Source organism: Nonomuraea sp. NPDC003560 (assembly GCF_042878785.1).
In the GTDB taxonomy this organism is placed as follows: domain Bacteria; phylum Actinomycetota; class Actinomycetes; order Streptosporangiales; family Streptosporangiaceae; genus Nonomuraea.
In genome coordinates this window covers 88706-112912 of record NZ_JBIAOF010000002.1, presented here as the reverse complement: position 1 = coordinate 112912, position 24207 = coordinate 88706, and the positions used below count along the sequence as shown (strand labels likewise).

Annotated in this window: 6 protein-coding genes; all 6 read right to left on the bottom strand. The window is 74.3% G+C overall.

The annotated features are described in order from the left end of the window. Positions 1-34 precede the first annotated feature (34 nt). The 6 genes from ACFYUV_RS06040 to ACFYUV_RS06015 are packed head-to-tail and all read right to left on the bottom strand — an operon-like array spanning position 35 to position 24204. Positions 35-1288: a beta-ketoacyl synthase N-terminal-like domain-containing protein gene (locus ACFYUV_RS06040; RefSeq protein WP_387665472.1), complete on the bottom strand. Its 1254-nt coding sequence runs from the start codon at positions 1286-1288 to the stop codon at positions 35-37. Beyond that, positions 1285-1524, bottom strand: a complete 240-nt coding sequence (locus tag ACFYUV_RS06035) for a phosphopantetheine-binding protein (RefSeq protein WP_358298245.1) — start codon at positions 1522-1524, stop codon at positions 1285-1287. The genes ACFYUV_RS06040 and ACFYUV_RS06035 overlap by 4 nt, the downstream gene beginning before the upstream one ends. Next, a complete protein-coding gene (locus tag ACFYUV_RS06030; RefSeq protein ID WP_387665470.1) occupies positions 1521-2738 on the bottom strand; it encodes a hydroxymethylglutaryl-CoA synthase family protein in 1218 nt (405 codons plus the stop codon). Before ACFYUV_RS06030 ends, ACFYUV_RS06035 begins: the two co-directional genes overlap by 4 nt. Next, on the bottom strand, positions 2735-2971 hold the full coding sequence (locus ACFYUV_RS06025) for a phosphopantetheine-binding protein (RefSeq protein ID WP_387665467.1): 237 nt from the start codon (positions 2969-2971) through the stop codon (positions 2735-2737). The genes ACFYUV_RS06030 and ACFYUV_RS06025 overlap by 4 nt, the downstream gene beginning before the upstream one ends. After that, positions 2958-3881 carry an LnmK family bifunctional acyltransferase/decarboxylase gene (locus ACFYUV_RS06020; protein WP_364337106.1) on the bottom strand — a complete coding sequence of 308 codons (924 nt, stop codon included), beginning with the start codon at positions 3879-3881 and terminating at the stop codon, positions 2958-2960. The genes ACFYUV_RS06025 and ACFYUV_RS06020 overlap by 14 nt, the downstream gene beginning before the upstream one ends. After that, complete coding sequence (locus ACFYUV_RS06015) at positions 3865-24204, bottom strand: SDR family NAD(P)-dependent oxidoreductase (protein WP_387665464.1); 20340 nt, start codon at positions 24202-24204, stop codon at positions 3865-3867. The genes ACFYUV_RS06020 and ACFYUV_RS06015 overlap by 17 nt, the downstream gene beginning before the upstream one ends. Positions 24205-24207 lie beyond the last annotated feature (3 nt).

The window sequence follows — 24207 nt, the reverse complement described above, 5'->3', positions numbered from 1 at the left end:
CCCCTGACCCTGGGCGCTATGCGTCGGCCGTCGGTCAACGCTCGCGTCCGAGGACGATGCAGGTGTTGAAACCGCCGAACCCGAAGCTGTTGGACAGCGCGTAACGGATGTCGGCGGCCCGCAGCCTGCCGGGTGCGAGCCGGCAGTCGCGGTTGATCGGATGGCGCAGGTTCAGGTTGGGATGGACGAAGCCGCGGCGCATCTGCACCACGGTCGCGATCGCCTCCACCACGCCGGCCGCGCACATGCAGTGGCCGACCAGCCCCTTGGTGGAGTTGACCCACGGCCGGCCGAAGCTGTCGCCCAGCGCCCTGCGCAGCGCGGCCAGCTCGGCCACGTCGCCGCTGGGCGTCGCCGTGGCGTGGGCGTTGACGTAGTCGATGTCGCGCGGCCCGACGCCCGCGTTGGCCATGGCGTTGACCATCACCTTGGCCTCGCCCTCCTCGCGCGGGTCGGGCAGGCTGTTGGCGTCCAGCTTCAGGTCGTAGCCGCACAGCTCGGCCAGCGCCGTCGCGCCGCGCGCGGCGGCCGAGCGGGCGCTCTCCAGCACGACGCAGCCGGCGCCCTGGCCGGGCACGAACCCCTCGTGCTCCTCGTCGAACGGCCGGCACCTGGCCTGCTGCGGCTCCTCGACGCCGGCGACCGCCCCGAGCGTGGCCAGGCCGCGCTTCTCCATCGGCGACAGGTCGGTCATGGCGCCCACCACCAGGCAGACGTCCACCGCCCCCGACTCCACCAGCCGGCTGCCGTTGATGATGCCGACGTTGCCGCTGGCCGAGGCGCCGCCCACGGTGTAGCCCTCGCCCCTGATGCCGAACACCTGGCTGAGCGTGCCCACCCGGTCGGTGTCCATGAAGTGCAGCGCGAACCTGGCCGGCAGGTGGGCGGGGTTGTCCTCGTACTTGGGGTGCAGGTCGTGGGCGTAGCCGGAGCTGAGGTTGTGCCCGGCCACGACCAGGCCCATCCGCTCGGGGTCGGCGCGCGCCTCGTGCAGCCCGGCCTGCTCGTACGCCTGCATGGCGGCGACCAGGTCCATCTGCAGCGGCTGCGGCGAGCGGTTGGCCGCCCGCAGCGCGTTGCGCACGATCTCCTCGGGCAGGCGGCGGCGGGCCGCCACCGCCTCCCGGAAGCGGAAGCCCTTGACCAGGGCGGCCAGGCGCGGCCCGCCGTCGCCGGGGTCGGGCACCGGCCCGATCCCGCACCGTCCGGCCCGCAGCGCCCTGGTGAACGACGGGACGGTGGAGGCGATCGAGCAGACGATGCCCATGCCGGTGACGACGACCTTCATGAATGCCTCGCCAGCAGGTCCACCAGGGACCGGATGTCGTGCACCTCCTGGAACTCCGACACCGGCACGGTCAGCCCGAGGTCCTCCATGCTCATGGTGACCACGTCGGCCCGGTCGACGCTGTTCGCGCCCAGGTCGGTCAGGGTGCCCTCGGTCGTCACGTCGCCGGGCCGCAGGTCCGGCAGCACCCTCAGGACGTTCTGCTTGACGGTCTCGAAAATCTCCGCGTTTGTCATGGTGCCAGCCATTCGTAGGTTCGGTGGTAGTCCTTCGTCCCGGTGTTCACCAGGAGGTCGCGGTCGAAGCGGGCGCGGGCGAGCAGGTGCTCGTACGCGCCCACGTCGACCTGCCTGTCCCGCTCCGGCACGAGGCAGGTCAGGGTCTCCGGCAGCAGCGCCGCGTACTCGTCGAAGCCGAGCTCGCAGCGGCCGTCCAGGTGCTCGCCGATCCGCATCGCGGCCAGCGTGCTCGCCGACTCCTCGTCGACCAGGCCGCTGAAGAACTCCGACGAGCAGCCCGAGCCGTAGGAGTAGAGGCCGACCCGGGCCGGGCCGTCCAGGGTGGCGTGGTCGATCAGGCTGGCCAGGGCCAGGTAGACCGAGCCGGAGCAGAGGTTGCCCACCCGTCTGGGGTAGGCGAGGGAGGGCAGCACCCGCCGCTCGAAGTCCTCCTCGACCGACGCCGTGCCGCCGCCCGACTCGCGCATCAGCTTGCGGTGCGCGGCCTTGACCATCCCGGCGAACGGGGTGTGCATGGCCAGATGGTCGAAGGTGGTGGCGAAGTCGGCGTCCTCGACCCTGGACCGGTAGCCGGCCAGGCAGCTCGTCAGGCAGTCGAGGTAGGCGAACAGCGAGCGGTCGGAGTCGGCGATGTCGAACGTCGGCCCCGGCCGGGCCGAGTCCATCGTCTCGTAGCTGTGGTTGCCGAACGCCCCCAGATCCAGGTCCAGGATCCGCGGCCGGTCGCTGATCAGCACGGCCGCCGCCCCGGCGCCCATGGCGGGCTCGGCGTAGGCGGCGCGCTCGTCCACCAGCGCCACGTCCGTCGCGATCACCAGCGCCTTCGCGCCGGGCGACACGCCCGAGGCGACGTACGCGGCGGCGAGCTGGACGGCCGCCGTGGCCGCGTAGCACGCCTGCTTGACCTCCACGACCCGGCAGCTCCTCGGCAGCCCCAGGTACTCGTGCACGTAGGAGGCCACCGACTTGCTGTAGTCGAGGCCGGACTCGGTGGAGGTGATCAGGATCTCGATCCGGTCGTCGCCGGCGATCGGCCGGGCGGCGTTGACGGCGTTGGTCACCGGGTCCTCGAAGGGCAGGCCGACCGAGCGGTTGCGCATCATCAGGTTGCCCAGGCGCTCGGCATCGAGCCCGCGCCCCTCGAACAGCTCCGGCACCGGGATCTGGGCCAGGCCGCAGTAGACGTTCAGTGCCTCGATTCCGACGTTCACCTCACACGCTCCCACACGAAGTCGACCAGGGCGTCGATGCTGGGCACGCCGCCGAAGGAGGACAGCGGCTCGCGCACGCCGAGCCGGTCGAGCACGGCCAGGATGATCTCGACCCGGTCCACGGAGTCCGCGCCCAGGTCCTTCAGGTGCGCCCGGCCGTCGATCTCGACGCCGGGCAGGATCTCGTCGATCGTCTTGTGCACGACGCCCTCGACGTGTTCACGCGTCGTCATCGGTGTCTCCCCTCCTGAGAACGCGCAGGGTGCTGACCGCGATCGTGCGGCCCCGGTCCTCCATGACGAGGTTGACGATCTCCTCGTTCTCGTCCTCCGGCGCCGGCCAGCACTCCAGGCTCACCCGCAGCACCGAGTCGGCGTTCGCGTTGCCCAGGTAGCACAGCCGCTGGTCGAGCACGACCCGCCGGAGGAAGTCGGCGACGCCGATCCCCCGGCTGCGCCAGAAGCGCAGCAGCACCCAGTCGACGATCGCGAAGTAGGAGGCGAAGTAGAGCAGGCCCACGCCGTTGAGGTCCCTGGACGGCTCCACCGGGTAGTCGGCGGTGAACGTGACCGGGTCGTCCGGTTTGCGGGCCAGGAACGTGCCGGTGCTCCGCGCGTGGCCGTAGATCTTCCGCGGCGAGTACGCGCCGGGCAGCGTCGGCAGGTGCTCGTGCCTGAAGTCCACCGGCGACGACTTGACCAGCCCCTCGTTGCTGCCGGGCGCGCTGCGCGAGATCCAGCGGTTGAAGGTCTCGACGTAGATGCAGCCGGGGTCGTCGAAGGCGTAGAAGCGGTCGGGGTCGAGCTCGCCCGTCCGGCCGCCGCCGCGGCCGATCCGGTGCAGGGCCAGCACCGACTCGCTGCCGAAGCCGAACAGCCGGGAGGTGACCTCCAGCTCGTCGCCGAACGTCAGCGCGTTGACGTGCAGGTCGCGGCTGCCCCTGACGTGGAAGTAGTAGAACGACAGGTACGTCGGGTCGCCGGCGGCGTTGCGCGCGTCGAAGGCGTTCGTGCCGCACAGCGCGCTGACCGTGTCCCAGGTCCAGTCGCCGACCTCGCCCATGAACAGCGAGCTGGGCCCGCACATCCCTGGCTTGACCAGCTCGGTCCTGGTCACGGTGCTGTCGTCAATTCTGTTCATCATGGAACTCGCAGATCAGCCGGTTGACGTGGTCGGGGCTGGTGAGCTGCGGGAAGTGGCCCGCGTCGGGGATCTCCTCGTACCGGGAGTCGGGGATCAGGGCGTGCAGCAGGTGCGCGGTCTTGGCCGGGATGACGGTGTCGTACCGGCCCTGGACGATCAGCGTGCGCGCCCGGACCTCCGGCAGCCGGTCGCCCAGGTCCGGGCGTTCGGCGAACACGTCCAGGTAGCGCAGGCCGACCTGCGGGGCCATGCTCTCGGCGCGCAGCAGCAGCCGCATCAGGGCGTCCCGCCGCTTGCGCAGCCGCTTGGACCCGCTGCCCTCGATGACCCGGTCGAAGTCCTGGGTGGCCACCACCTCCAGCTTGTCGATGTCGCCGACCCGGTTGCCGATGCGGCAGGAGCTGCCGATCAGGATCAGCGACTCGGTGTCGTCGGGATGGTCGAGCGCGTACGCCAGGGCGACCAGCCCGCCGAACGACGCCCCGGCCACGTGCGCCGGGCCGCCCGCCACGTCGTGGCAGAGCCGGGCCAGGCCGCTGAGCGACAGGTCGGCGGCGGCCGTGGTCGCGCCGACGCCCGGATGGTGCACGCTCGTCACCCGGTAGCGGTGGGCCAGGCCCTCGAACTGGCGGGCGTAGACGCCGGCGCCGATGTTGAACGGGTGCATGAGCAGCAGGGCCGGTCCCGAGCCGGCGCTGAACAGCTCGACGTCGCCGTCCGCGGTGGTGACGATCTCGTGCTCGACGTCGGGCTGGTGTTCGCGCAGGATCGCCAGGTTGGGGTTGTCGGGGTTCCTCCGGGTCTCGTTCTTCCGGCCTTTGGGACGGGCGGATTGCGAGGCGTCGGCCTTCTGATGGGCGGATTGCGAGGTGTCGGCCGTCTGACGGGCGGACTGCGGGGCGTCGGCGCCGAGGAGGGCGCCCAGGCGGGCGGCGGCGTCCTTGGCCTCCTCGACGCTCAGGCCGACCGGCACCGCCAGGCGCACCACGCCCTCGCGGCCGAAGTGCGGAGCGCCCCTGATGCCCGTCTCGCGGAAGATGCGCACGTGGTCGGCGTCCTTCAGCAGCACGCAGTGACCGCCGGGCGGGCCCTCCAGCGCGACGCCCGCCTCCGACAGGCCCTGCCGGAGCGCCGCCACCGCGTCCGCCCGGGCGCGGACCTGGTCGGCCACCGTCTCGCGGTCCTCCAGGGCGGCCGCCATGATCCGGCGGTTGGCCAGGCCGACGTCGCTGCCCCAGGTCTCCAGCCGCTCGGCGACCCGCTCGCGCAGGGCGTCGTCGCGGGTGGCGAGCAGGCCGCCGAACGGCACCCCGAAGTCCTTGGACAGGCTGATCGTGGCGCTGTCGGCCAGTTCGAGCAGCTCGCCGACGACCTCCCACACGTCCCGGCCGCCCGCGACCGCCATGGCGTTGTCCACGACGCGGGCGCCGTCGATCACCAGGGGGACGCCGTGCCGGGCCGCGGCCTCCTTGACCGCGCGCAGGCTCGCCAGGGAGGTCGGCGCGCCGCCGGCCGCGTTGTTGGCCACCTCCACGCAGACGAACGACACCGGCTCGTCCCCGGCCAGCTCCGCCTCCAGCGCCTCGACGTCGATCTCCGGGCCGCCGGGCAGCTCGACCGGCTTGAAGCCGTTGTCGGCCAGGCTCAGGAACCAGGTCGGGAACAGGCCGTTGTGCAGCACCCGACCGCGCCGGCCCGGCCACGACCGGCACAGCAGCGCCTCGGCCGCCCGGCCGGAGCCCGTCGGGACGACGAAGGGGAACGGCAGGCCGTCGATCTCGGTGTCCGGACGGGCGGCCGACCGTTCCGTCAGGCGCCGCAGCCGCTCGGCGATCCAGGGGGCGTCCAGCTCGGCCCAGGAGTCGGTGATCAGGTCGGTGGTGACGTGGTGGGCGGGGACCCGGGCCGGCTCGCCGCCGTACCGGTTCAGCAGTCCGGCCGTGTCCGGCTTGTCCGCTGCCGGCTTGGCTTCGGGCTTGGCTTCGGGCTTGGCTTCGGGCGGCTCCTCGGTGGTGGCGGGGCGCAGGTCCGGGTCGGCGATCATGAGGATGATCTCCGAGACCGGCGTGCGGTCCTCCCCCTCCGGCTGGCACAGGTAGATGGGCACGTTCACCGGCCGGAACTTGTTCTTGAACTGGAAGTTCCCCTCGCCGAAGATGCCCGCGGAACGCAGCTCGTCCAGCGCCTGGCGCACGTCCGGGGCGGCGTTGGCCGACTCCTCCGTCTCCACGCCGAAGCTGGCGCCGAAGCTGAACATCGTGCAGCCCTCCTCCACGAGCCGCTCGATGATCTGCACGATCGCGAACTCCAGCCCGCCGAGTGGCATGCCCTTGGGGTAGAACTCGACGTCCAGCAGGTAGCCGTTCTCCGACGGGATCTTCGTGATGACGACGGCGTTGGCCACCTCGTCGTCCAGGTAGGTGACGAAGACGCGGTGCCTGCCGTCCAGGCGGCCCTCCTCGATCTCCCGCCGGACGACCGACACGTACGGGTTGACCATCTGCTTGCGGCCGGCCCAGTCGTCCACCAGCGCGGCCAGCCTGCGGTCCATCGCGGGGTCCTCGCCCGAGCGGTACTCGGCCGTCCGGCACTCGCCCGCCTTGCAGAAGCGCCGCACCATGTAGCGCAGGCGTTCCATCCGGCCGCCCTTCAGCGTGAAGGAGCCCAGGTCGTCGAGCCGCTGCACGGCCCCGAACGGCGTCGCGCTGTACGGCTCCCCGGCCACCTCGCGCACCGGGAGGAGGGACAGGAAGTTGGGCCGCAGGCCGCGCGCCCGCGCGTAGGCGGTGTACTCCTCGACCAGCTCCTGGAAGTACTCCTCGGAGCCGGCGTAGCTCCAGGCCAGCAGGTTGCCGCCGTTCTCGGAGACGTGCAGGTAGCCCTTGCGCGCCGAGCCGATGAAGGCCAGCGGCGCGATGTCGCGTCCGGCCAGGCCGCCCTCCTTGGCGTGGCGGCGGTCGATGCCTGCGACCAGGTCCCGCAGGTCCGGGTGCCGGTGCAGGTCCCGCTTCAGCAGCACGGCCGGCTCGCCGTCGCGCGTCCTCGTCTCGAACGGGGCCGGCCCGTCCGGCTGCTCCGGGGGCTGTACGGACTCCGTGCCGCGCTCGTCGCGCAGGTGCGCGGCCAGGTCGGCGGGCGTGGTGTGGTCGAACAGGAGGGTCTTGCGCAGCGCGCCGACCTGCTTCTCCAGGACGCTCACCACGCGCAGCATCTCGAAGGAGGTCAGGCCGTTGTCGGCGAAGCTGCGGGCGGGGTCGAGCGGGCGCTCGATGATCGCGCCGACCAGGTCCGCGAGCTGGTCCTCCAGGGTGCCTGCCGTCCCTCGCGCCTGCTGCTTCGACGTCGGTTCGGTGGCGGGCTTCGGGGCGGGTTTCGGGGCGGGTTTCGGGGCGGGTTTCGGGGCGGGTTTCGGTTGCGGTTCTTGGGTGGGGGCGGAGTCGGTGATGGCTGATTCGACGGCGCGGGCCAGCCGGTCCACCGTGTCGTACTCGTACAGCTCGGCTGCCTGGAGGTCGAGGGAGAAGGCGGTGTTGATCGCCTTGACCAGTTCCATCCGGAAGATGGAGTCGAGTCCCAGCTCCTCGAAGGGGGTGTCCACGTCCACGCCGGCGGGGTCGGCGTCCAGGATCGTGGAGAGCCGTTCGCGCAGCATCTCCTCCACCCCGGCGGGGCCGCCGGCGCTTCCGGCGGGCGCGACCGGCGTCTCGTCCAGTCGCGCGGCCTCCACCCGCTCGGCGGGGGCGGGGGCGGGAACGTCGGGCGTCCGGCCACCCTTGGCGGCGCGCAGGCGCACCCTCCCGTCGCTGGTCCGCCGCACGACCGCGCCGTCCGAAGACGCGGCGGCCGGGGCGGCGGCGCGGGACGGCTCGGGCGCGGTGAACCAGTGCTCGACGCGGGCGAAGGGCGGGCCGGGCAGCGAGACCCGCACCGGGCGCGGCCCCTGCCACAACCCCTGCCAGTCCACCTCGCTGCCGGAGACCCACGCCTCGGCCAGGTCCTCCGGCCCGGTGCCCCACGGCGCCGGGGCGTCCCTGCGGGCGGTGCCCCTGTGCACGCCCGCCGGTTCGCCGCTCAGCGCCCGTACCGCCTGCTCGCGATCGCTGACCACCACGGCGAGCCGTTCGGACAGGTGGCGGCGTCCGTTCTGGAGGGTCCAGGCGATGCGGTCGAGGCCGATCTCCGGATGTTCCCGGATGTACCGGGCGACGTTCCGCGCGTACTCCTCCAGGGCCTCCCGGCGGGCCGCCGACAGCACCAGCACCCGCGGCTCCCCCGCCTTCTCCGGCGGGACCTGCTGCCGGTACGCCTCCAGCACCACGTGCGCGTTCGTCCCGCCGAAGCCGAACGAGCTGACCCCCGCCACCCGGTCCGGCCCGTCCCACGGCGTGAGCCGCGTGTTGATGGTGAACGGGCTGCCCTCCAGCCGCACGTACGGGTTGGGACGCTCGTAGTGGATCGTCGGCGGCAGCGCCCCGTGACGCATGCAGAGCAGCACCTTGAGCAGCCCGGCGATGCCGGCCGCCGCCTCCAGGTGGCCGATGTTGGTCTTCACGGTGGCGAGCGCCACGTGCGGGACGTCCGGCGCGGGCCGCCCCCGGTCGGCGTACAGCCGGGCGAACGCCTTCTTCATGCCCTCGATCTCGATCGGGTCGCCGAGCCTGGTGCCGGTGCCGTGCGCCTCGATGTAGCTGACGCGGGCGGGATCGACGTCCGCCTTGCGGTAGGCGTCGACCAGCACGCGCGCCTGCGCCTCGGGGTTGGGCGCGGTGAGCGAGCTGGCCCGGCCCCCGTGGTTGACCGCGCTGCCCCTGATCACGGCGAGGATCTGGTCGCCGTCCGCCAGCGCCGTCCGCAGCGGCTTGAGCAGGACGGCGCCGCAGCCCTCGCCCCGGCCGTAGCCGTCGGCGCGCTCGTCGAACGTCTTGCAGACGCCGTCCTCGCTGATCATGCCGGACTTGGCGAAGGCGATGTAGAGCCCCGGGCTGAGCGTCAGGTTGACGCCGCCGGCGATGGCCGCGTCGCACTCGCCGTCCTCGATGGCGCGTACCGCGTGGTGCAGGGCGACGAGGGAGCTGGAGCAGGCCGTGTCGACCGCCTCGCTCGGGCCGCGCAGGTCCAGCAGGTGGGAGACGCGGTTGGCCAGGATGCAGTCGGCCACGCCGCTGGCCGTGTGGGCCTCGACCGGCACGCCGTGCTCGCGCAGCAGGTCGTCGTAGTCGCACGCGGACACGCCCGCGAACAGGCCCGTCCTGGTGCCGGCCAGGTCGGCGGGGCGGTAACCGGCGTCCTCGACGGCCCGCCAGACGGTCTGCAGGAACAGCCGCTGCTGCGGGTCCATCATCGCCGCCTCCTTGGGCGAGATGCCGAACAGCGCGGCGTCGAAGGAGCGCACGTCGTCGAGGAAGCCGGCGCGGACGTTCGCCGTCTCGGGGTTCTCGCGCAGCTCGCGCCGGTCCTCGGGGACCGGGCGGGTCAGGTCGCGGCCCTCGGTCAGGTGGCGCCAGAAGTCGTCCAGGTCGGCGGAGCCGGGCAGCATGCCCGCCATGCCGACGATCGCGATGCCACCCGTCGCGGGCCTTTCCGTCGCGCTCCCAGCCGTCGTGCCGGTCGCAGTGCCGGTCGCTGTGCCGGTCGCTGTGCCGGTCGCTGTGGTCGGTGGGTTGTCAGGGGTGGTCGGGGAGGTCCCGGCGCCGGGCCGTGGGGGCGAGGTCACGGTCTCCGGCGCCGGGCCTGGCTCGGCGTCCTCCTGCCGCTCGGTGGGGGCGAGAGGTTCTGCGGCGGGGGCGGGTGGGGTGGCGGGCGAGGGGGTGGCGGGGGCCGGTGGGGTGTGGGCGGCGGCGATCTCGGCCGGGTGCTCGGCGAGCAGGTGGTCGCAGAAGGTGTTCAGGTCGGTGGCCTCGAAGAGCACGGTCGGCAGCAGGTCCAGCTTGTACCGCTCGTTGACCTGGTCCACCAGCTCGGCCATGGAGATCGAGTCGAACCCCATGTCCATCAGCTCGGCGTCGAGGTCCACGTGCTCCTCGCCCACCAGCAGGAATCCGGCCGCCGCGCGACGCAGCTCCGCCCGGACCGCCTCGATCAGATGGTCGTCGGACCCGGTCGTCTCCGTCGCGGACATGGGCTCACTCATCTCCATAACCTCGGATTCGGGATTCGCGGGCGGCTGGGACCGTTCGGGGGCGGGCTCGGCGGGGCCTTCGACCACGGCGAAGCTCGTCTCGGCTCCGGCCAGCCCCCGGGCGAAGGCGGCGAGCCCGGCGGCGGTGCTCATCGGGACGCTGCCCCAGCGGCGTTCGAACAGCCGGCGGGTGGCGTCGTCCACCTTCATGCCGCCCTCCTCCCACAGCGGCCAGCCGACGGCGAGCGTCCTGCCGTGCCCGAGCCGCGCGCGCCGCTCGGCGAAGTGGTTGAGGAAGGCGTTGGCGTAGGCGTAGTCGATCTGCCCGATGTTGCCGGTCTCGGCGGCCACCGACGAGAACAGCGCCAGGAAGTCCAGCGGCTGGCCGCGCAGGGCCTCGTCCAGCAGGACGGTGCCCAGGATCTTGGGCTCCAGCACGGCCCGCGTGTCCTCGGGACGTTTGCGCACGGCCCGCGCGTCCCGATGGATCCCGGCGGCGTGGATGACGCCGTGGAAGGGGCCGTACCGGTCGCGCAGGTCACGCAGGTCGGCGGCCGAGCACACGTCGGCGCGCACGTAGACGGCGGGCAGCCCGGCGATCCGGCGCTCGATGTCGTCGCCGGGCTCGGAGCGTCCGGTCAGGACCAGCTTCGCCGCCCCGCGCCCGGCGAGGAAGCGGGCGAACGCCAGCCCGATGGCCCCGGCGCCGCCGGTGATCAGGTACGTGCCGTCCGGCCGGACGTCCAGCCCGGGCGGCGGCGGCTCGTACGGCTCCATGCCCTTCACCAGGCGGGCGCCGTCGCGGTAGGCGACCTCGGAGACCCGCCGCTCGGGAGCGGTTCCGGCGGCGGGCGCCCGCAGCTCGGCCGCGACCTGCGCCGGGGTGGCGCCGGTGACGCACACGCCGCTGAACGCCGTGTGCTCCAGGGCCAGCGTCCTCAGGGCGGCGGCCAGGGCGGTGTGGTGCGGCTCGCGGGTCGCGGCGGACACCACCACCCTGAGCGGGCCCCCGTCGCGCAGGACGGCGGTGGCCGTGCGCAGCAGGGCGTCGAAGGCGGCGGTCCCGGGGAACGGGTCCGAGGGGGCGATCACGACGGCGTCGGGGGTCCGATCCAGGCCGCCGAACTGCCGGGCGGCCTGCGCGGGGGGAACGTCCGCGTCGCCGAACTGCCGGGCGGGCTGTTCGGGGGGATCGTCCGGTGGGAAGGCGTCGCCGGGGCGGAGTTGAGTGCCGCCGAGCGCTTCGGCGAGCCGGTCGTCGTCGGTGATGACCAGGAGGGCTTCAGGTTCCCGGTGTCCTTCGGGGAGTGCGGCGGGTGTCCAGCGGGGCCGCAGGTAGGTGCAACGCCCGTCGGCGGCCTCCCCCGCTCCCTGACCGGACGCCCGCTCGGCGGCGAGCTCGGAACCCGCCTGAGAGGCGGCCGCGTCGGCGGGCGTCGGCTGAGAGGCCGGAGGTCTGGGCATGGGGCTGGGTCGGTCGGCGGGCTTGCCGACGGGCTCACCGGCGGCCTGGTCGGTGGGGTGGGTGGTGGTCTGGGCGGTGGGGTGCGTGGTGGTCTGGTCGGTGGGGTGCGTGGTGGTCTGGGCGGTGGGAGTGGCCGTGGGGAGCCAGTAGGGGCGGCGGTCGAAGGGGTAGGGCGGGAGGGTCACGCGGCGCGGGTGGGGGGTGGGCCAGTTGGCGGCCCAGTCCACCCGGGCCCCCGCGACCCATCCGGCCCCGAGCCCCTCCGCGCCGTCCTCCGGCGGAGCCTGGCCGGCGCCGGGCTCCGCCGTCCCCACGAGGACGCCCTCGGCCTCGCCGTCGCCCGCGAACGAACGCAGCCGGGCGGCCAGCTCGTCCAGGCCGGCAGCCCGGACGGCGAGCCGTTCGGGCAGCTCGGCGCGACCCACCTGGGTGGTGTACGCGAGCTCCGCCAGCCCCGCCCGCCCGCTCGCCGCGACGTCGGCGACCTGGCCCGCCATGGCGCGGAGCTGGTCGCGGGTACGCGCCGAGAGCAGGATCACCTGCTCCCCCGCGTCGGCGGGCTCCGGCGGCGTCCCGGCGGTGGGCACGTACTCCTCCAGGACGACGTGCACGTTGGCCCCGCCGGCGCCGAACGAGCTGACCCCGGCCCGGCGCGGGAACGTCTCGCCGTCCAGGAAGGGCCGCTGCCAGTCGGTCAGCCGGTCCGGCGGCCGGAAGGGGGACGCGGTGAAGTCGATCTTGGAGTTGGGCGTTCTCAGGTTCGCGCAGGGAGCCACCTGGCCGTGCTGGAACTGCAGCAGCACCTTGGTCAGCCCGGCGATGCCCGCCGCGCCCTCCAGGTGCCCGATGTTGGCCTTGACGGAGCCGACCATCCGGTCCACGCGGTCCCCGTCCGCGACGCCCTCGGAGGCGAAGGCCCGGGTCAGGCTGGCGATCTCGATGGGGTCGCCGAGCGCGGTGCCGGTGCCGTGGGCCTCGACGTACGAGATGGTCCGCGGGTCCAGCCCGGCCCGCCGGACCGCCTCGGAGACCAGGTCGGCCTGGGCGCTCGGATTGGGCACGGTGTACCCGGCGGTCTTCCCTCCGGCGTTGGCGAAGGCGCCCTTGATGACGCCGTAGATCCGGTCGCCGTCCCGCTCGGCGTCGGCCAGGGGCTTGAGCAGCACCGCCCCGACGCCCTCCCCCGGGACGAACCCGTCCGCCGCCTCGTCGAACACCTTGCAGGCGCCGTCGGCGGCGAGCATGTTCAGCGAGCAGAGCGCCACGAAGTGGGCGGGGTGCAGGATCAGGTTCACGCCGCCCGCGATGGCCTGCGCGCACTCGCCGCGCCGCAGGCTCTCGCAGGCGAGCTGGACCGCGGTCAGCGACGACGAGCAGGCCGAGTCGACGGCGAGGCTCGGCCCGCGCAGGTCGAAGAAGTACGACACCCGGTTGGCGATCGACCAGTACGCCGAGTGCGCCCCCGCGAACCTGCCCTCCGGCCAGCCCTCGGCCGCCGCCATGCGCCCGTAGGAGCCGTACATGGTGCCGACGAAGACGCCGGTGCTCGGCTGCCTGGTGTGCTCGCTCAGGTAGCCGGCGTCTTCGAGCAGGGTCCAGGCGGTCTCCAGGAACAGGCGTTCCTGCGGGTCGGTGATCTCGGCGTCGCGCGGCAGGATGCCGAAGAACGGCGCGTCGAACTGCTCCACGCCCTCGATGAAGCCGCCCCACTTGCTGTAGGTGCGCTGCTTGCGTCCGCGTTTGGGGTCGTACAGGGCGTCCAGGTCGAAGCGGTCCGCCTCGGTGATGCAGTTCGCGCCCTTCGCCAGGTTGCTCCAGAAAGCGTCCAGGTCGGGGGAGGCCGGGTAGCGGCCGGTCATCGCGACCACGGCGATGTCGAGGGCCTGCGCGGCGGGCTCGCGGCGCGGCGCGGGCCGCGCCGGCTCCTCCGGCGCGGGTTCCTGGCCGAGGGCCGCGCGCAGGCGCTCGCCGTGCTCGTTCTCCAGGTACGCGGCCAGCTCCTCGATCGTCAGGTTCTCGAACAGCAGCGTGGACGGCAGCGGCCCCAGGTCCTGCTCGAACCGGTGGATGACGTTCTGGCTCACCAGCGAGTCGATGCCGAACGTCTCGAAGGTGGCGCGCTCGTCCAGATCGGTGCTCCCGTACTTGAGCACCTCGGCGAACACCCGCTTGACGTAGCCGCGGGCGCCGGTGCCGGGAGCTGTGGCGGCCGCCGTCTCGCCCACCAGGACGCACTGGTCGAGCTCCGCGACGGGCGTGCCGGGGATGCCCAGGGTGCGGGCGGGAGTGAGACCGGCGTCCCGGAACGCCCGCTGCCATTGCGGCGCGCCGAGCAGCGGGCTGTGCGGCAGGCGCAGCTCCTCGTCGGTGAAGCGCCACCAGCCCGGGGTCAGCCCGAACGTGAGGGTCAGGAAGTCGGCCGCCCTGGTCACCTCGTTGACCAGCAACCGTCCGCCGGGACGCAGCAGCGCGGCGGCGTTGCGCAGCGTCCGGCCGACGTCGGCGGTGGCGTGCAGGACGTTCGTGGCCAGCACGACGTCGTAGGTCCCGGGTTCGAAGCCCTGCTCGGCCGGGTCGCGTTCCACGTCGAAGAGGGCGAGCACGAGGTCCGGGCGGCGCGCGCCGAACTCCCGCTCGCCGTGGCGCAGGAACCCGGGCGAGACGTCGGTGTAGGTGTACTCGACGTCCTGGCCTTCGAGGGCGTCCAGCACGAAGCCGGTGCTCGCGCCCGTGCCGGCGCCGATCTCCAGGACGCGGCGGGGGCCGCCGCGGGCGACCTCCCCGGCCAGCAGCCGGTTGAAGTGGTCCGAGACCGCCTGCCCCTTGTAGACCTGCTCGACCAGGCTCATCGAGCCGCCGGGGAACAGCACCTCCATGGGGTCGCGCTCGCCCGCCAGCACGCCGGGCAGCGCCTCGACGCAGGCGGTCAGCAGCTTGACGTGCGGCTCCAGGTCGGGGAAGCGGGCCAGCACGTCCGCCGGCGACGTCTGCGGCGCGGGCCCGTCCAGCAGGTCGAGCACGGCGGCGCGCAGCCGTCCGCGGTCCGCGCGCACGTTCTCGACGGCCCTGACCCGGTCGGCCGACCGGTGGAGCAGCCCGCGGGCCAGGTCGTCCAGAGCGGCGAACGCCGTCCGCGCTCGTTCCAGTTCACCGGGCTCGCCGGTCCGGCCGGGCTCTCCGGCGGCGTCCGGGGTGCGGACGCCGATGTGGGCCAGGCCCTTCGGCTCCGCCTTGACGACGAGCGCCTGCCGCGCGCCCGAGCCCAGGACGGACGCCAGCGCCGCCATGCCCTCCTCCGGCTCGATCGAGCCGATGCCCAGCTCGGCGAACCGGCCGTCGTAGCCGCCGCCGGAGACCGCGCCGACGCTGCCCCAGTAGCCCCAGTTGATCACGCTGACCGGCCGGTCGGGCAGGCTCAGCGCGTAGGCGTCCTCGAACGTGCTGGCGGCCGCGTAGTTCGCCTGGCCGCCCACCTCGACGAACGAGGCCGCCGAGGAGAAGTAGGCCAGGAAGTCGAGCGGCAGGCCGGCCAGCGCCTCGGCGAAGACGGCGGCGCCGGCCACCTTGGGCGCGAGCACCCGGTCGAACGCGTCGTCGTCCATGTTGGCGAGCGTCATGTCGCGCAGCACCAGAGCGGCGTGGAAGGCGCCGTGGAGCTCGCCGAACCGCTGCCGCGCCGCCTCGACGGCCCTGCCGAACGCGGCCCGGTCGGCCACGTCGGCCCGCAGGTACACGGCCTGGCCGCCGAGCGACTCGATCTCGGCCAGCTGCTCGCGGATCTCGGGGCTGATCTCGCGCCGCCCGACCAGGGCCAGCCGCGCTCCTGCGGTGGCGGCCAGATGCCTGCTCAGGGTGCGTCCGAGGCCGCCGGTCCCGCCCACGATCAGGTAGGCCCCGCCGTCCCGGTAGGGGCTGCGTCCGGCGGTCAGGGGCAGGGGTTCCAGGGTGCGGAGGTGGCGGTGGCCGTCGCGGAGGGCGACCAGCTCGTCGGCGCAGCTCTCGGCGCGCACCAGGCGGGCGAGGTCGGCGGGCGGCTGCGGCGCGGCCCCGACGTCGATGACGGCGACGGTCCAGTGCGGGTGCTCGGCGGCCACCGCCCTGGTCAGTCCGATCACACCGGCCGCGTGCGGGACGATCTCCTCGCCCCCGACCCGCACGGCTCCGGCGACGACCACCTTCACCGTGGGGCTCCAGCCGCCGCGCCCCTGCTCGGAAAGCCGCTTGACCAGGCGGAACACGTCGCGGGTGGTGGGGTCGTCGGCGGGCGGGCCGCTCCGGTCGGGCAGGGCGAGGACGTACACGGTGTCGTACCGTTCCTCCGGCGCTGCGGGCGAGGCGAGCGGGGCCAGATGGCCGTCCTCGTGGGTGTCCAGGAGGGCGCGGGCCAGCGGCTCGGCGGCGGGGGTGTGCAGCACGAGAGCCCGGCCGCCGCCCGCACCGGGCTCGGTGGCGGGCTCGGTCCGGCGCCAGACGGGGGCGAAGATCATGCCGTCCGCCGGGCGGCTCGGCCGGGTCCGCAGGACGACCCCCCGGAACTCGGCCCTGACCCGCCCCGCGGAGTCGGCGAGGCGGACCGTGTACCCGTCCCGGCCCTCGTCGGTCACGTGGGCGTGGGCGGGGCCGGTGATCGGGCCGTCCAGCTCGGCCGACTCCACGCTGAACGGCATCGCGGGCTCACCGCCCTCGGGACGCAGCGCCGCGACGGTCTGGAGCGCGCCGTCCAGCAGCGCCTCCCAGCGCGCGCCGTCGCGCAGGACGCCGAGCGCCTCGCCGTCGCCGACCCGGACCTCGCGCAGCACCCGGAACCCGGGCCCGTAGTGCAGCCCGGCGCGGTCGAAGGCGCGGTAGAGGTCGTCGGCCGGACGGCTGTCCGCGCACCGGGCCTCGACCTGGGCGACGTCCAGCCGCCCGAGTGCGCCGTCGCCGGTCCGCAGGGTGCCGCGGGCGTGCCCGTCCAGCTCGAAGCCGCCGTCGTCGCGCACGACCACGTCCAGGGCGCGGGCCTCGCGCACCTCGAACGGGCGCAGCCACCGTACCCGCTCGAAGCGCACCGGACCGGACAGCCCGCCGCGCTCGGCGGCGATCGTCAGGAGGGCCACGCCGGGCAGCACGGAGGTGCCGCCGATCCGGTGGTCGGCGACCAGCCGGTCGTCGGGGCGGATCCACATCCCGGGGGCGGGCCCGGCGGGGTGGTCGTCGCCGGGCCCGGCGGGGTGGTCGTCGCCGCCGATCCAGTGGCGCCGGTCGTCCGCGAACGGGTATCCCGGCAGCGGCACCCGCCGCCCGCCCGCCGTCAGGTCGTCCCAGGGGAGGTCGTCGCCGCCGGTGTACCGCTCGGCGAGGCGTCCCGCCTCACCGCGTGCCGGGCGGGCGCCGTCGCGCAGCTGGCCGCGCAGGTCGGCGAGGTCCCCGGCCACGTACGCGCACCGGGCCCCGGCCAGGTGCGGCCTGCCCACGGCGAGCGTGCGGGCGACGTCGCGCACGTCGAGCTCCGGGTGGGCGTCGAGGTGGCCGGCCAGGCCGGTGCGCAGCCGGGCCAGGGCCTGCTCGTCCGAGGCCGACAGGGGCACGACGACGTCCTCGCGCCCGCCGGCCCGCGGTTCGCGGGAGGGCGGCTCGGCGACCACGACGTGGCAGTTCGTCCCGCTGAAGCCGAAGCTGCTCACCGCCGCGACCCGCTCGCCGGAGCGGCCGGGCGTCCAGGGCGACAGCTCCGTGACCACTTCGAGCGCGCCGTCCGCGAAGTCGATCTTCGGGTTGGCCCGGACGAACCCCGGCGACGGCGGCAACTGCCGATGCCGCAACGCCAGCAGGGTCTTGAGCAGCCCGCCGATCCCCGCCGCCATGGTGGTGTGGCCGACGTTCGCCTTGAGCGAGCCGATGCGGCACGGGCGCTCGCGGTCCGCGCCGAACACCTTCGCCAGCGCCTTGACCTCGATCGGGTCGCCCAGCTCGGTCCCGGTGCCGTGCGTCTCGACGTAGTCCACCGCGCCGGGCCGGATCCCGGCCCGCCGGTGCACCTCGGTCAGCAGTTCCGCCTGGGAGGAGGCGCTGGGCGCGGTGATGCCGTTGCTCGCGCCGTCGCCGTTGACGCCGCTGGCCCGGATCACGCCGTGGACGTGGTCGCCGTCCGCCAGCGCCCGGTCCAGCCGCTTCAGCACGACCACGCCGACGCCCTCGCCCAGCACGATGCCGTCGGCCGACTCGTCGAAGGGCGCGCAGGTGCCGGTGGGCGAGAGCATCCCGGCCTTGCTGCACCAGATGTGCATCCTCGGGGTGTTCATCACCGCCACCCCACCCGCGACCGCCGCCTCGCACTCGCCGCGCCGGATGCTCTCGCAGGCCAGGTGCACGGCCACCAGCGAGGACGAGCACGCGGTGTCCACGGCCATGGTCGGCCCGCCGAAGTCCAGCAGGTACGCGATCCGCGCGGGCAGCACCGAGGAGGCGTTGCCGAGGAAGGCGTGCCCGGTGTCGTCGCGTCCGGCCGCCGCCAGCAGGCCGGCGTAGTCGCCCGCGCCGCAGCCGACGAAGCACCCCCACGGCCTGCGGCCGGACCTGGCGGCGTAGCCGGCGTCCTCCAGGGCGTGCCACGCCTCCTGGAGGAACAGCCGCTGCTGCGGGTCCATCGTCTCGGCCTCCAGGGGCGAGATGTTGAAGAAGGCCGCGTCGAAGGCGTCGACGTCGGTGAGCATGGCGGCCCACTTGCTGTACGTCCGGCCCGGCGCCATGCGGTCGGCGTCGTACACCCGCGAGACGTCGAACCGCTCGGGGGGCACCTCGCGGATGCTGCACCGGCCGTCCGCCAGGTTCCGCCAGAACGTCCGGAGGTCGGGCGCGTCCGGGAACCGCCCGGCCATGCCGATGACGGCGATGTCCCCCTCCCGGACAGGCGTCTTCTCTCGTGCGGGGGTGGGCTCCTCACGGGCGGGGGGCTCTTCGGTGGGCCTCACCGCCTCCAGGGTGACCGTGCCGGTGTTCGCGCGAGGCTCGGCGGTCGTGGGGTCCGGCTCGGCGCGGTCGCCGTCGAGCGAGGGCAGCCGGACCTGGCCCGCCCGCTCCTCCGGATCGCCCGGTCCGGGCGTCTCGTCCCGCTCGGCGGGCGTGGGTTGCCTCGGTACGGAAGGCCGCTCCTCCGGGGCCGGCTGCTCGGGGGCGGGACGCGGCGGGGGCACGGTCAGCCCGTCGGCGGCCACGGCCTCCCGTACGGCGTCCACCAGCGCCGGGACGGTCGGGTGGTCGTAGACGGCGACGGAGTCCAGGTCGAGCCCGAAGCTCCGGTTCAGGTCCCGGACGATCTCCACGGCCCCGATCGAGTCCAGACCCATCTCGCTGAAGCTCAGCGAGTCGTCCACCTCGTGGGCCTGGAGGTAGAGGTGGCTCATGAGCGTGCCCTCGATGACCCGCCGCACCTCCCCCGGCTCAGGCCCGCCCCCCGCAGGACCCCCCTTCACGGGACGGGCCTTCGCTGACGCGCTTCTGCCCGTGTCCGCCTTCGGGGCGTCGCCTCTGAAGGTGTCCACCTTGGCGAAGTAGTCGTCGACGCGGGCCAGCGACTCCTCCCCCAGCACGCGCTCGTGCATCCCCGACTCCCCCGCGATGACGCCGGTCAGCCGGTCGAGCACCCGTCCGGCCAGCTCGGACTTGAGCGCCCGCAGGGCGGGCAGGGGCAGCGCGGCGATCGAGCGGGCGTGCCTGAGCGCCGCCTTCAGCACGGCGCCCTGCGGCAGGACGGTCACCCCGGCCCCCCGCCGGGCCAGCTCCTCACCCGTCACGGACCGGCCGGTGTAGAGCATCTCGTGCGCCGCCGACCGGCCGAGCCGCTCCTCCAGGATGTACGTCGCGCCCATCCCGGGCGTGAAGCCGAACTTCATGAAGTTGGCGCTGTAGACCCCCTCGGCCGCCATGATGACGAGGTCGGCGAACAGCCCGAAGGCCAGCCCGCCGCCCGACGCGTGCCCCTGGACGGCGGCGACGACCGGCCGGTCGCACCGCAGCAGCCCCTCGTACAGGAAGGGCACGTCCGTGAAACGTCCTTCGCCGCCCGCAAGGGTGCGCAGGGCCTCCGGGGTGGCGCCCATGCTGAAGACGTTGCCGCTGCCGGTGAGCACGACCGCCTTGACGTCCTCGCGCCCGGCGATCTCGGCGAACGCGGCCTGGAGGTCGTCGATCAGCTCCCTGGTGAACATGGACGCGCCGGACCCCATCACCACCAGCGCCACCCCGTCGGGCAGCACCTCGAACCGCAGCCCTTCCCCGTCCGGCACGAGCTCCACGGCCTGCTCCTCCGGCGTCTCCACGGCCTGCTCCTCCGGCGTCTCCACGGCGGGCGGCCCGGTGGGTGACTCGAACAACGGCTCGGCAGGCTGCTCGGAGGTCGCGGTGGCGCGCTGCCAGCGTCCGAGCCAGCAGCTCTCCTCCTGGAACGGATAGACCGGCAGCGACACCAGACGTCCGCCGTCGTGGCACTCGCGCCACGGCACCTCGGCTCCTCCGGCCCAGGCGGCCGCCACCTCTTCCAGCCGTCCGGCCCGGAACAGCCGGACGCAGTCCGCCGCCGACGGCGTCCCGTCCTCGCCGCCGGAGCCGGAGCCGGTGAAGACGCCGGGGCCGGGGTTCGCGCCCGCCGCGTACGCCTCCAGCCCGTCCCGCAGCTCGGCCACGTCGCGCACGACGAGCGCCAGCCGCTCCGCCATGCCGGTCCGTCCGACCTGCGAGGTGTAGGCGAGGTCGGCCAGAGCCGTGCCGGGCCCGGCCAGGTCGGCGACGGTGTCGTCCAGCGAGAGGCCCTGTCCGAGATGGATCAGCGCGGCCGGGTCGAGGCCGAGGTCGCCCAGCGAGTCGGCCGGGTCGAGCTGGTCGGCGGGGATGCCGAGCAGCGCGGCCACCCGTTCGACGGCGCCCCGGGAGCTTGAGAGGGAGCCGTCCGCCGTGGCGGTCTCCGCCAGGAAGCGGGTCCAGGCGCGGGCGTAGTCGCGCAGCGCCTCGGGCGTACGGGCGGAGAGCACGACCAGGCAGGGCCCGTCCGCGCCCGGCCCGGGAGCGGGCTCCGGCGCCTCCTCGACCAGGACGTGCGCGTTCGTGCCGCCCGCGCCGAACGCGCTGACCCCGGCCCGCCGGGGTGCGCCGCCCGCGCGGGGCCAGGGTTCGAGCGCACGCTGCACGTGGAAGGGCGTGGCGGCGAAGTCGATCTTCGGGTTGAGCTCGTCGGCGTGCAGGGACGGCACCAGTTGCCCGTGCTGGAGCTGGAGCAGCACCTTGGTCAGCCCGGCGATCCCGGCCGCGCCCTCCAGGTGGCCGATGTTGGACTTGACCGAGCCGATCGAGCAGTCCGCGCCCTCCGGCAGGGCCTGGCGCATGCCCTCGACCTCGATCGGGTCGCCGAGCGAGGTGCCGGTGCCGTGCGCCTCGATGTAGCCGATGCTCGCCGGGTCCCAGCCGGACCTGCGGATCGCCGTGCCGATGAGCTGGGCCTGCGAGCGCGGGCTCGGGACCGTGGCGCCGCTGGTCCGGCCGGTGTGGTTGACGGCGGTGGCGGCGATGACGCCGTAGACGTGGTCGCCGTCCGCCAGGGCCCGCGAGAGCGGCCTGAGCAGGACGGCCCCGACGCCCTCGCCGGGCACGTACCCGCTGCCGCCGGCGCCGAAGGCGCGGCACCGGCCGTCCTCCGACAACCAGTGTCCCTGGGCGAGTTGCAGGTACTTCTGCGGGTGGACGGTCGCGTTCACGCCGCCGGCCAGGGCGAGGTCGCACTCGCCGCGCCGCAGGCTCTCGACGGCCAGGTGCACGGCGGTCAGCGAGGAGGAGCAGGCGGTGTCCAGCGCGATGCTCGGGCCGTGCAGGTCGAGGGTGTAGGAGACGCGGTTGGCGATGGAGGCGTGCATGGCCGTGGGGGCGACGCCGCCCTCCCCGCCCTCGACGAGCTGGTAGTGGTTCCACATGACGCCCGCGAACACGCCGACGTTCTGCGCCGACAGCGACTCCGGCGGGTGGCCGGCGTCCTCCAGCGCGTGCCAGCAGGTCTGGAGGAACAGCCGTTCCTGCGGGTCCATGCGTTCGGCGTCGCGGCGGGAGATGCCGAAGAAGGCGGGGTCGAAGCGGTCGACGCCGTCGAGGAAGCCGCCCCACTTGCCGTACGTCCTGCCACGGGCGCCCTTCTCGGGGTCGTAGATCTCGTCGTGGTTCCAGCGGCCGGCCGGGACCTCCTCGATGCAGTCGCGTCCCTCGGCCAGGTTGCGCCAGAAGGCGCGCAGGTCGGGGGCCTGCGGGTACCGTCCGGCCAGCCCGACGACCGCGATGGGCTCTTCGCCGCGCACCTCGCCGGGCTCGCCGCCGCCCGCCGCCCGCGCCTCCGCTCGGGGCGTGGCGGCCGCGCGCCGGGAGGCCGCGCGGGGCGAGGGTTGCGGCGGGGCGGGTGGCAGCAGCGCGGGGACGCGGTCCGCGTCGCCGTGCAGCACCGTCAGGACGTCCTCGCTGCCGCTCAGGGCGCGGTCGAACACGTCGAGGGCGGCCTCGGTGGGCAGCGGGACCATCCCGGTGGCCGCGCGGGCGCGCTCGACCGTCTCCGGCCCGACCCGCATCCCGCCCTCGGCCCAGTACGGCCACGCGATCGCCAGGGTCCGGCCCGGCCGGTCCCGTCGCGCCGCCCGCCGCCGGGCGAACTCCTCCAGGTACGCGTTCGCGAAGGCGTAGTCGGCCTGCCCCGGGTTGGCCAGCGACGCCGACACCGACGAGAACACCACGAAGCAGTCCAGGTCGTCGTCCCTGGTCGCGGCGTCCAGGTGGCGCACGCTCAGGGCCTTGGCCGCCACCACGGCCTCGATGTCGGCGGCCCGTTTGCCCGGGTAGAGCCCGTCGCGGTTGACGCCCGCGCAGTGGACGACGCCGTCGATGCGGCCGTGGCGCGCCCGGACCGTGGCGAGGGCGCGCTCGACCTGGTCCGGGTCGGTCAGGTCGGCGGAGATCTCCGCGTTCCTGCTGACCGGCACGGCCGTGGCCTGGTGGCGGCGTGCCAGGTGCTCGGCGAGGAGGCGGCCGATGCCGCCCGTCCCGCCGGCGATCACGTACACGCCGCCCTTCCTGATCGGGACGCGCCCGCCGGGCTCGGGCTGCTCGGGCGGCTCGGGCGGCTCGACCGGGAGCCAGCGGCGGACCAGGCGTTCGCCGCGCTCGTAGCGGATCTCGGGCTCGGCGGAGGCGTCCCGCAGCACGTCGGCGGAGGCGGAGACGTCGGCGGAGGCAGGGGCGTCGGAGGAGGCAGGGGCGGGGGCGGGGGCGTCGGCAGGGTCCAGGCGGATGCTGCGGCAGCGGATCAGCGGGGTCTCGGCGGTGATCGTCCTGGCCAGCGCGCCGACGGCCTCGTGGGCGGGGTCGTCGCCGGTGTGGGCGTAGGTGAGGGTGACCGGCCGCTCCGGCTTCGCGGCGAGGACGGCCTTCGCGGTCTCCCAGACGGCCAGGCACGGGTCGGCGGGCTCACCCGGCGTGGCCCGGATCACCAGGTGCCGGGAACCGTCGTACCGGGCGCCGGGGGTGATCTCGCGGTACTCGCCGGGGTCGTCGCCGTCCTCGGGGTGGGGCACCCACACGTCGCGGAAGCAGCGCGTCTCGCCCGGCTCGGGCTCCGGCTCCGCCGGGGTGAGGTCGTAGGCGGAGGAGAGGTGGGCGGCGAGGCTGTCGATGTCGCCGTACTCGAACAGCAGGGTCGGGTAGAGCCGCCGCCCGACGATCTTCTCCAGCCGTTCGCTGATGTCCACGAGCGTGACCGAGTCCAGGCCGAGGTCGTAGAAGCCGGTTCCGGTGGGCACCTCGCCGGGCGGGCGGCCGAGCGGCCCGGCGACGAGCTCGCGCAGGCGGCCGACCAGGTCGCCGGAGCCGTTGTGGCCGGTGGCGGACGGCTGCTCAGGGCGGGCCGGGTCGTCGAGCAGTCGCTCGATCAGCCGCGGTGACCTGATGCGCTTGCACGACAGCCCGCCGAACCCGGCGACGAAGCGCCCCCGCTCGTCGTAGAGGCCGAAGTCGTTGGTGATCACGTCGCCGGACGGCGCGATGCTCTCCGGGCGCGGCGCGTACACGTGGAAGGCCGCGCCGAGCCGCCGGGGCGCGCGGAACTCGGCGATGTAGACCGGGATGAACGGCTCCCGCCCCGACGCCTGGGTCTGGCCCAGCCCGGCCAGGGTGGCCGCGTCCAGGCGGGCGGGGTGCAGGTGGAAGCCCTCGTGGCCGGGGGCGGGCGCGTCCTGCCGCAGCTCGGCGAGCAGGTAGCCGTCGCCGTGGTGCAGCCGTCCTGCGCATTTCATCGGGGCGCCGTGGCTGATGTCCTCGGCCCTGGCGCGGGCGTACAGGTCCTCCATGTCGCCGTGCCGCCGAGCGCCGCGGCGGAGGGCGTCCAGGTCGATCGGGCCGGGCTCGGGGCCGGTCGGCGTGCCCACCTTGCCGGTGAAGTTCCGCCGCCAGCCGGACAGCGGCGTCCCGTCCCTGCTCCAGCGGCTCTCCGCCCGCACGTCGGCGCCGTCGACGGTGACGCGGATCTCCCGGTCGGCCTCCGGCTTGGTGACGATCGCCTCGGTGAACAGCACCTCGCGCAGGACGATCTCCCCGGCGTCGCGCCCGGTCGCCATCAGCGTGCGGAACACCAGATCGAGGAACGTCACCCCGGGCATGACGGACACGTCGTGCACCCGGTGGTTCCGCATGATGAAGTCGGTGTGCTTCAGCGTGGTGTGACACTCGATCGCGGGCATGGA

Excerpts from the sequence above, each read along its gene's own strand:
- ACFYUV_RS06035 (WP_358298245.1), bottom strand. The coding sequence starts at position 1,524 with ATGACAAACGCGGAGATTTTCGAGACCGTCAAGCAGAACGTCCTGAGG.
- ACFYUV_RS06025 (WP_387665467.1), bottom strand. The coding sequence starts at position 2,971 with ATGACGACGCGTGAACACGTCGAGGGCGTCGTGCACAAGACGATCGAC.
- ACFYUV_RS06015 (WP_387665464.1), bottom strand. The coding sequence starts at position 24,204 with ATGCCCGCGATCGAGTGTCACACCACGCTGAAGCACACCGACTTCATC.
- ACFYUV_RS06040 (WP_387665472.1), bottom strand. The coding sequence starts at position 1,288 with ATGAAGGTCGTCGTCACCGGCATGGGCATCGTCTGCTCGATCGCCTCC.
- ACFYUV_RS06020 (WP_364337106.1), bottom strand. The coding sequence starts at position 3,881 with ATGATGAACAGAATTGACGACAGCACCGTGACCAGGACCGAGCTGGTC.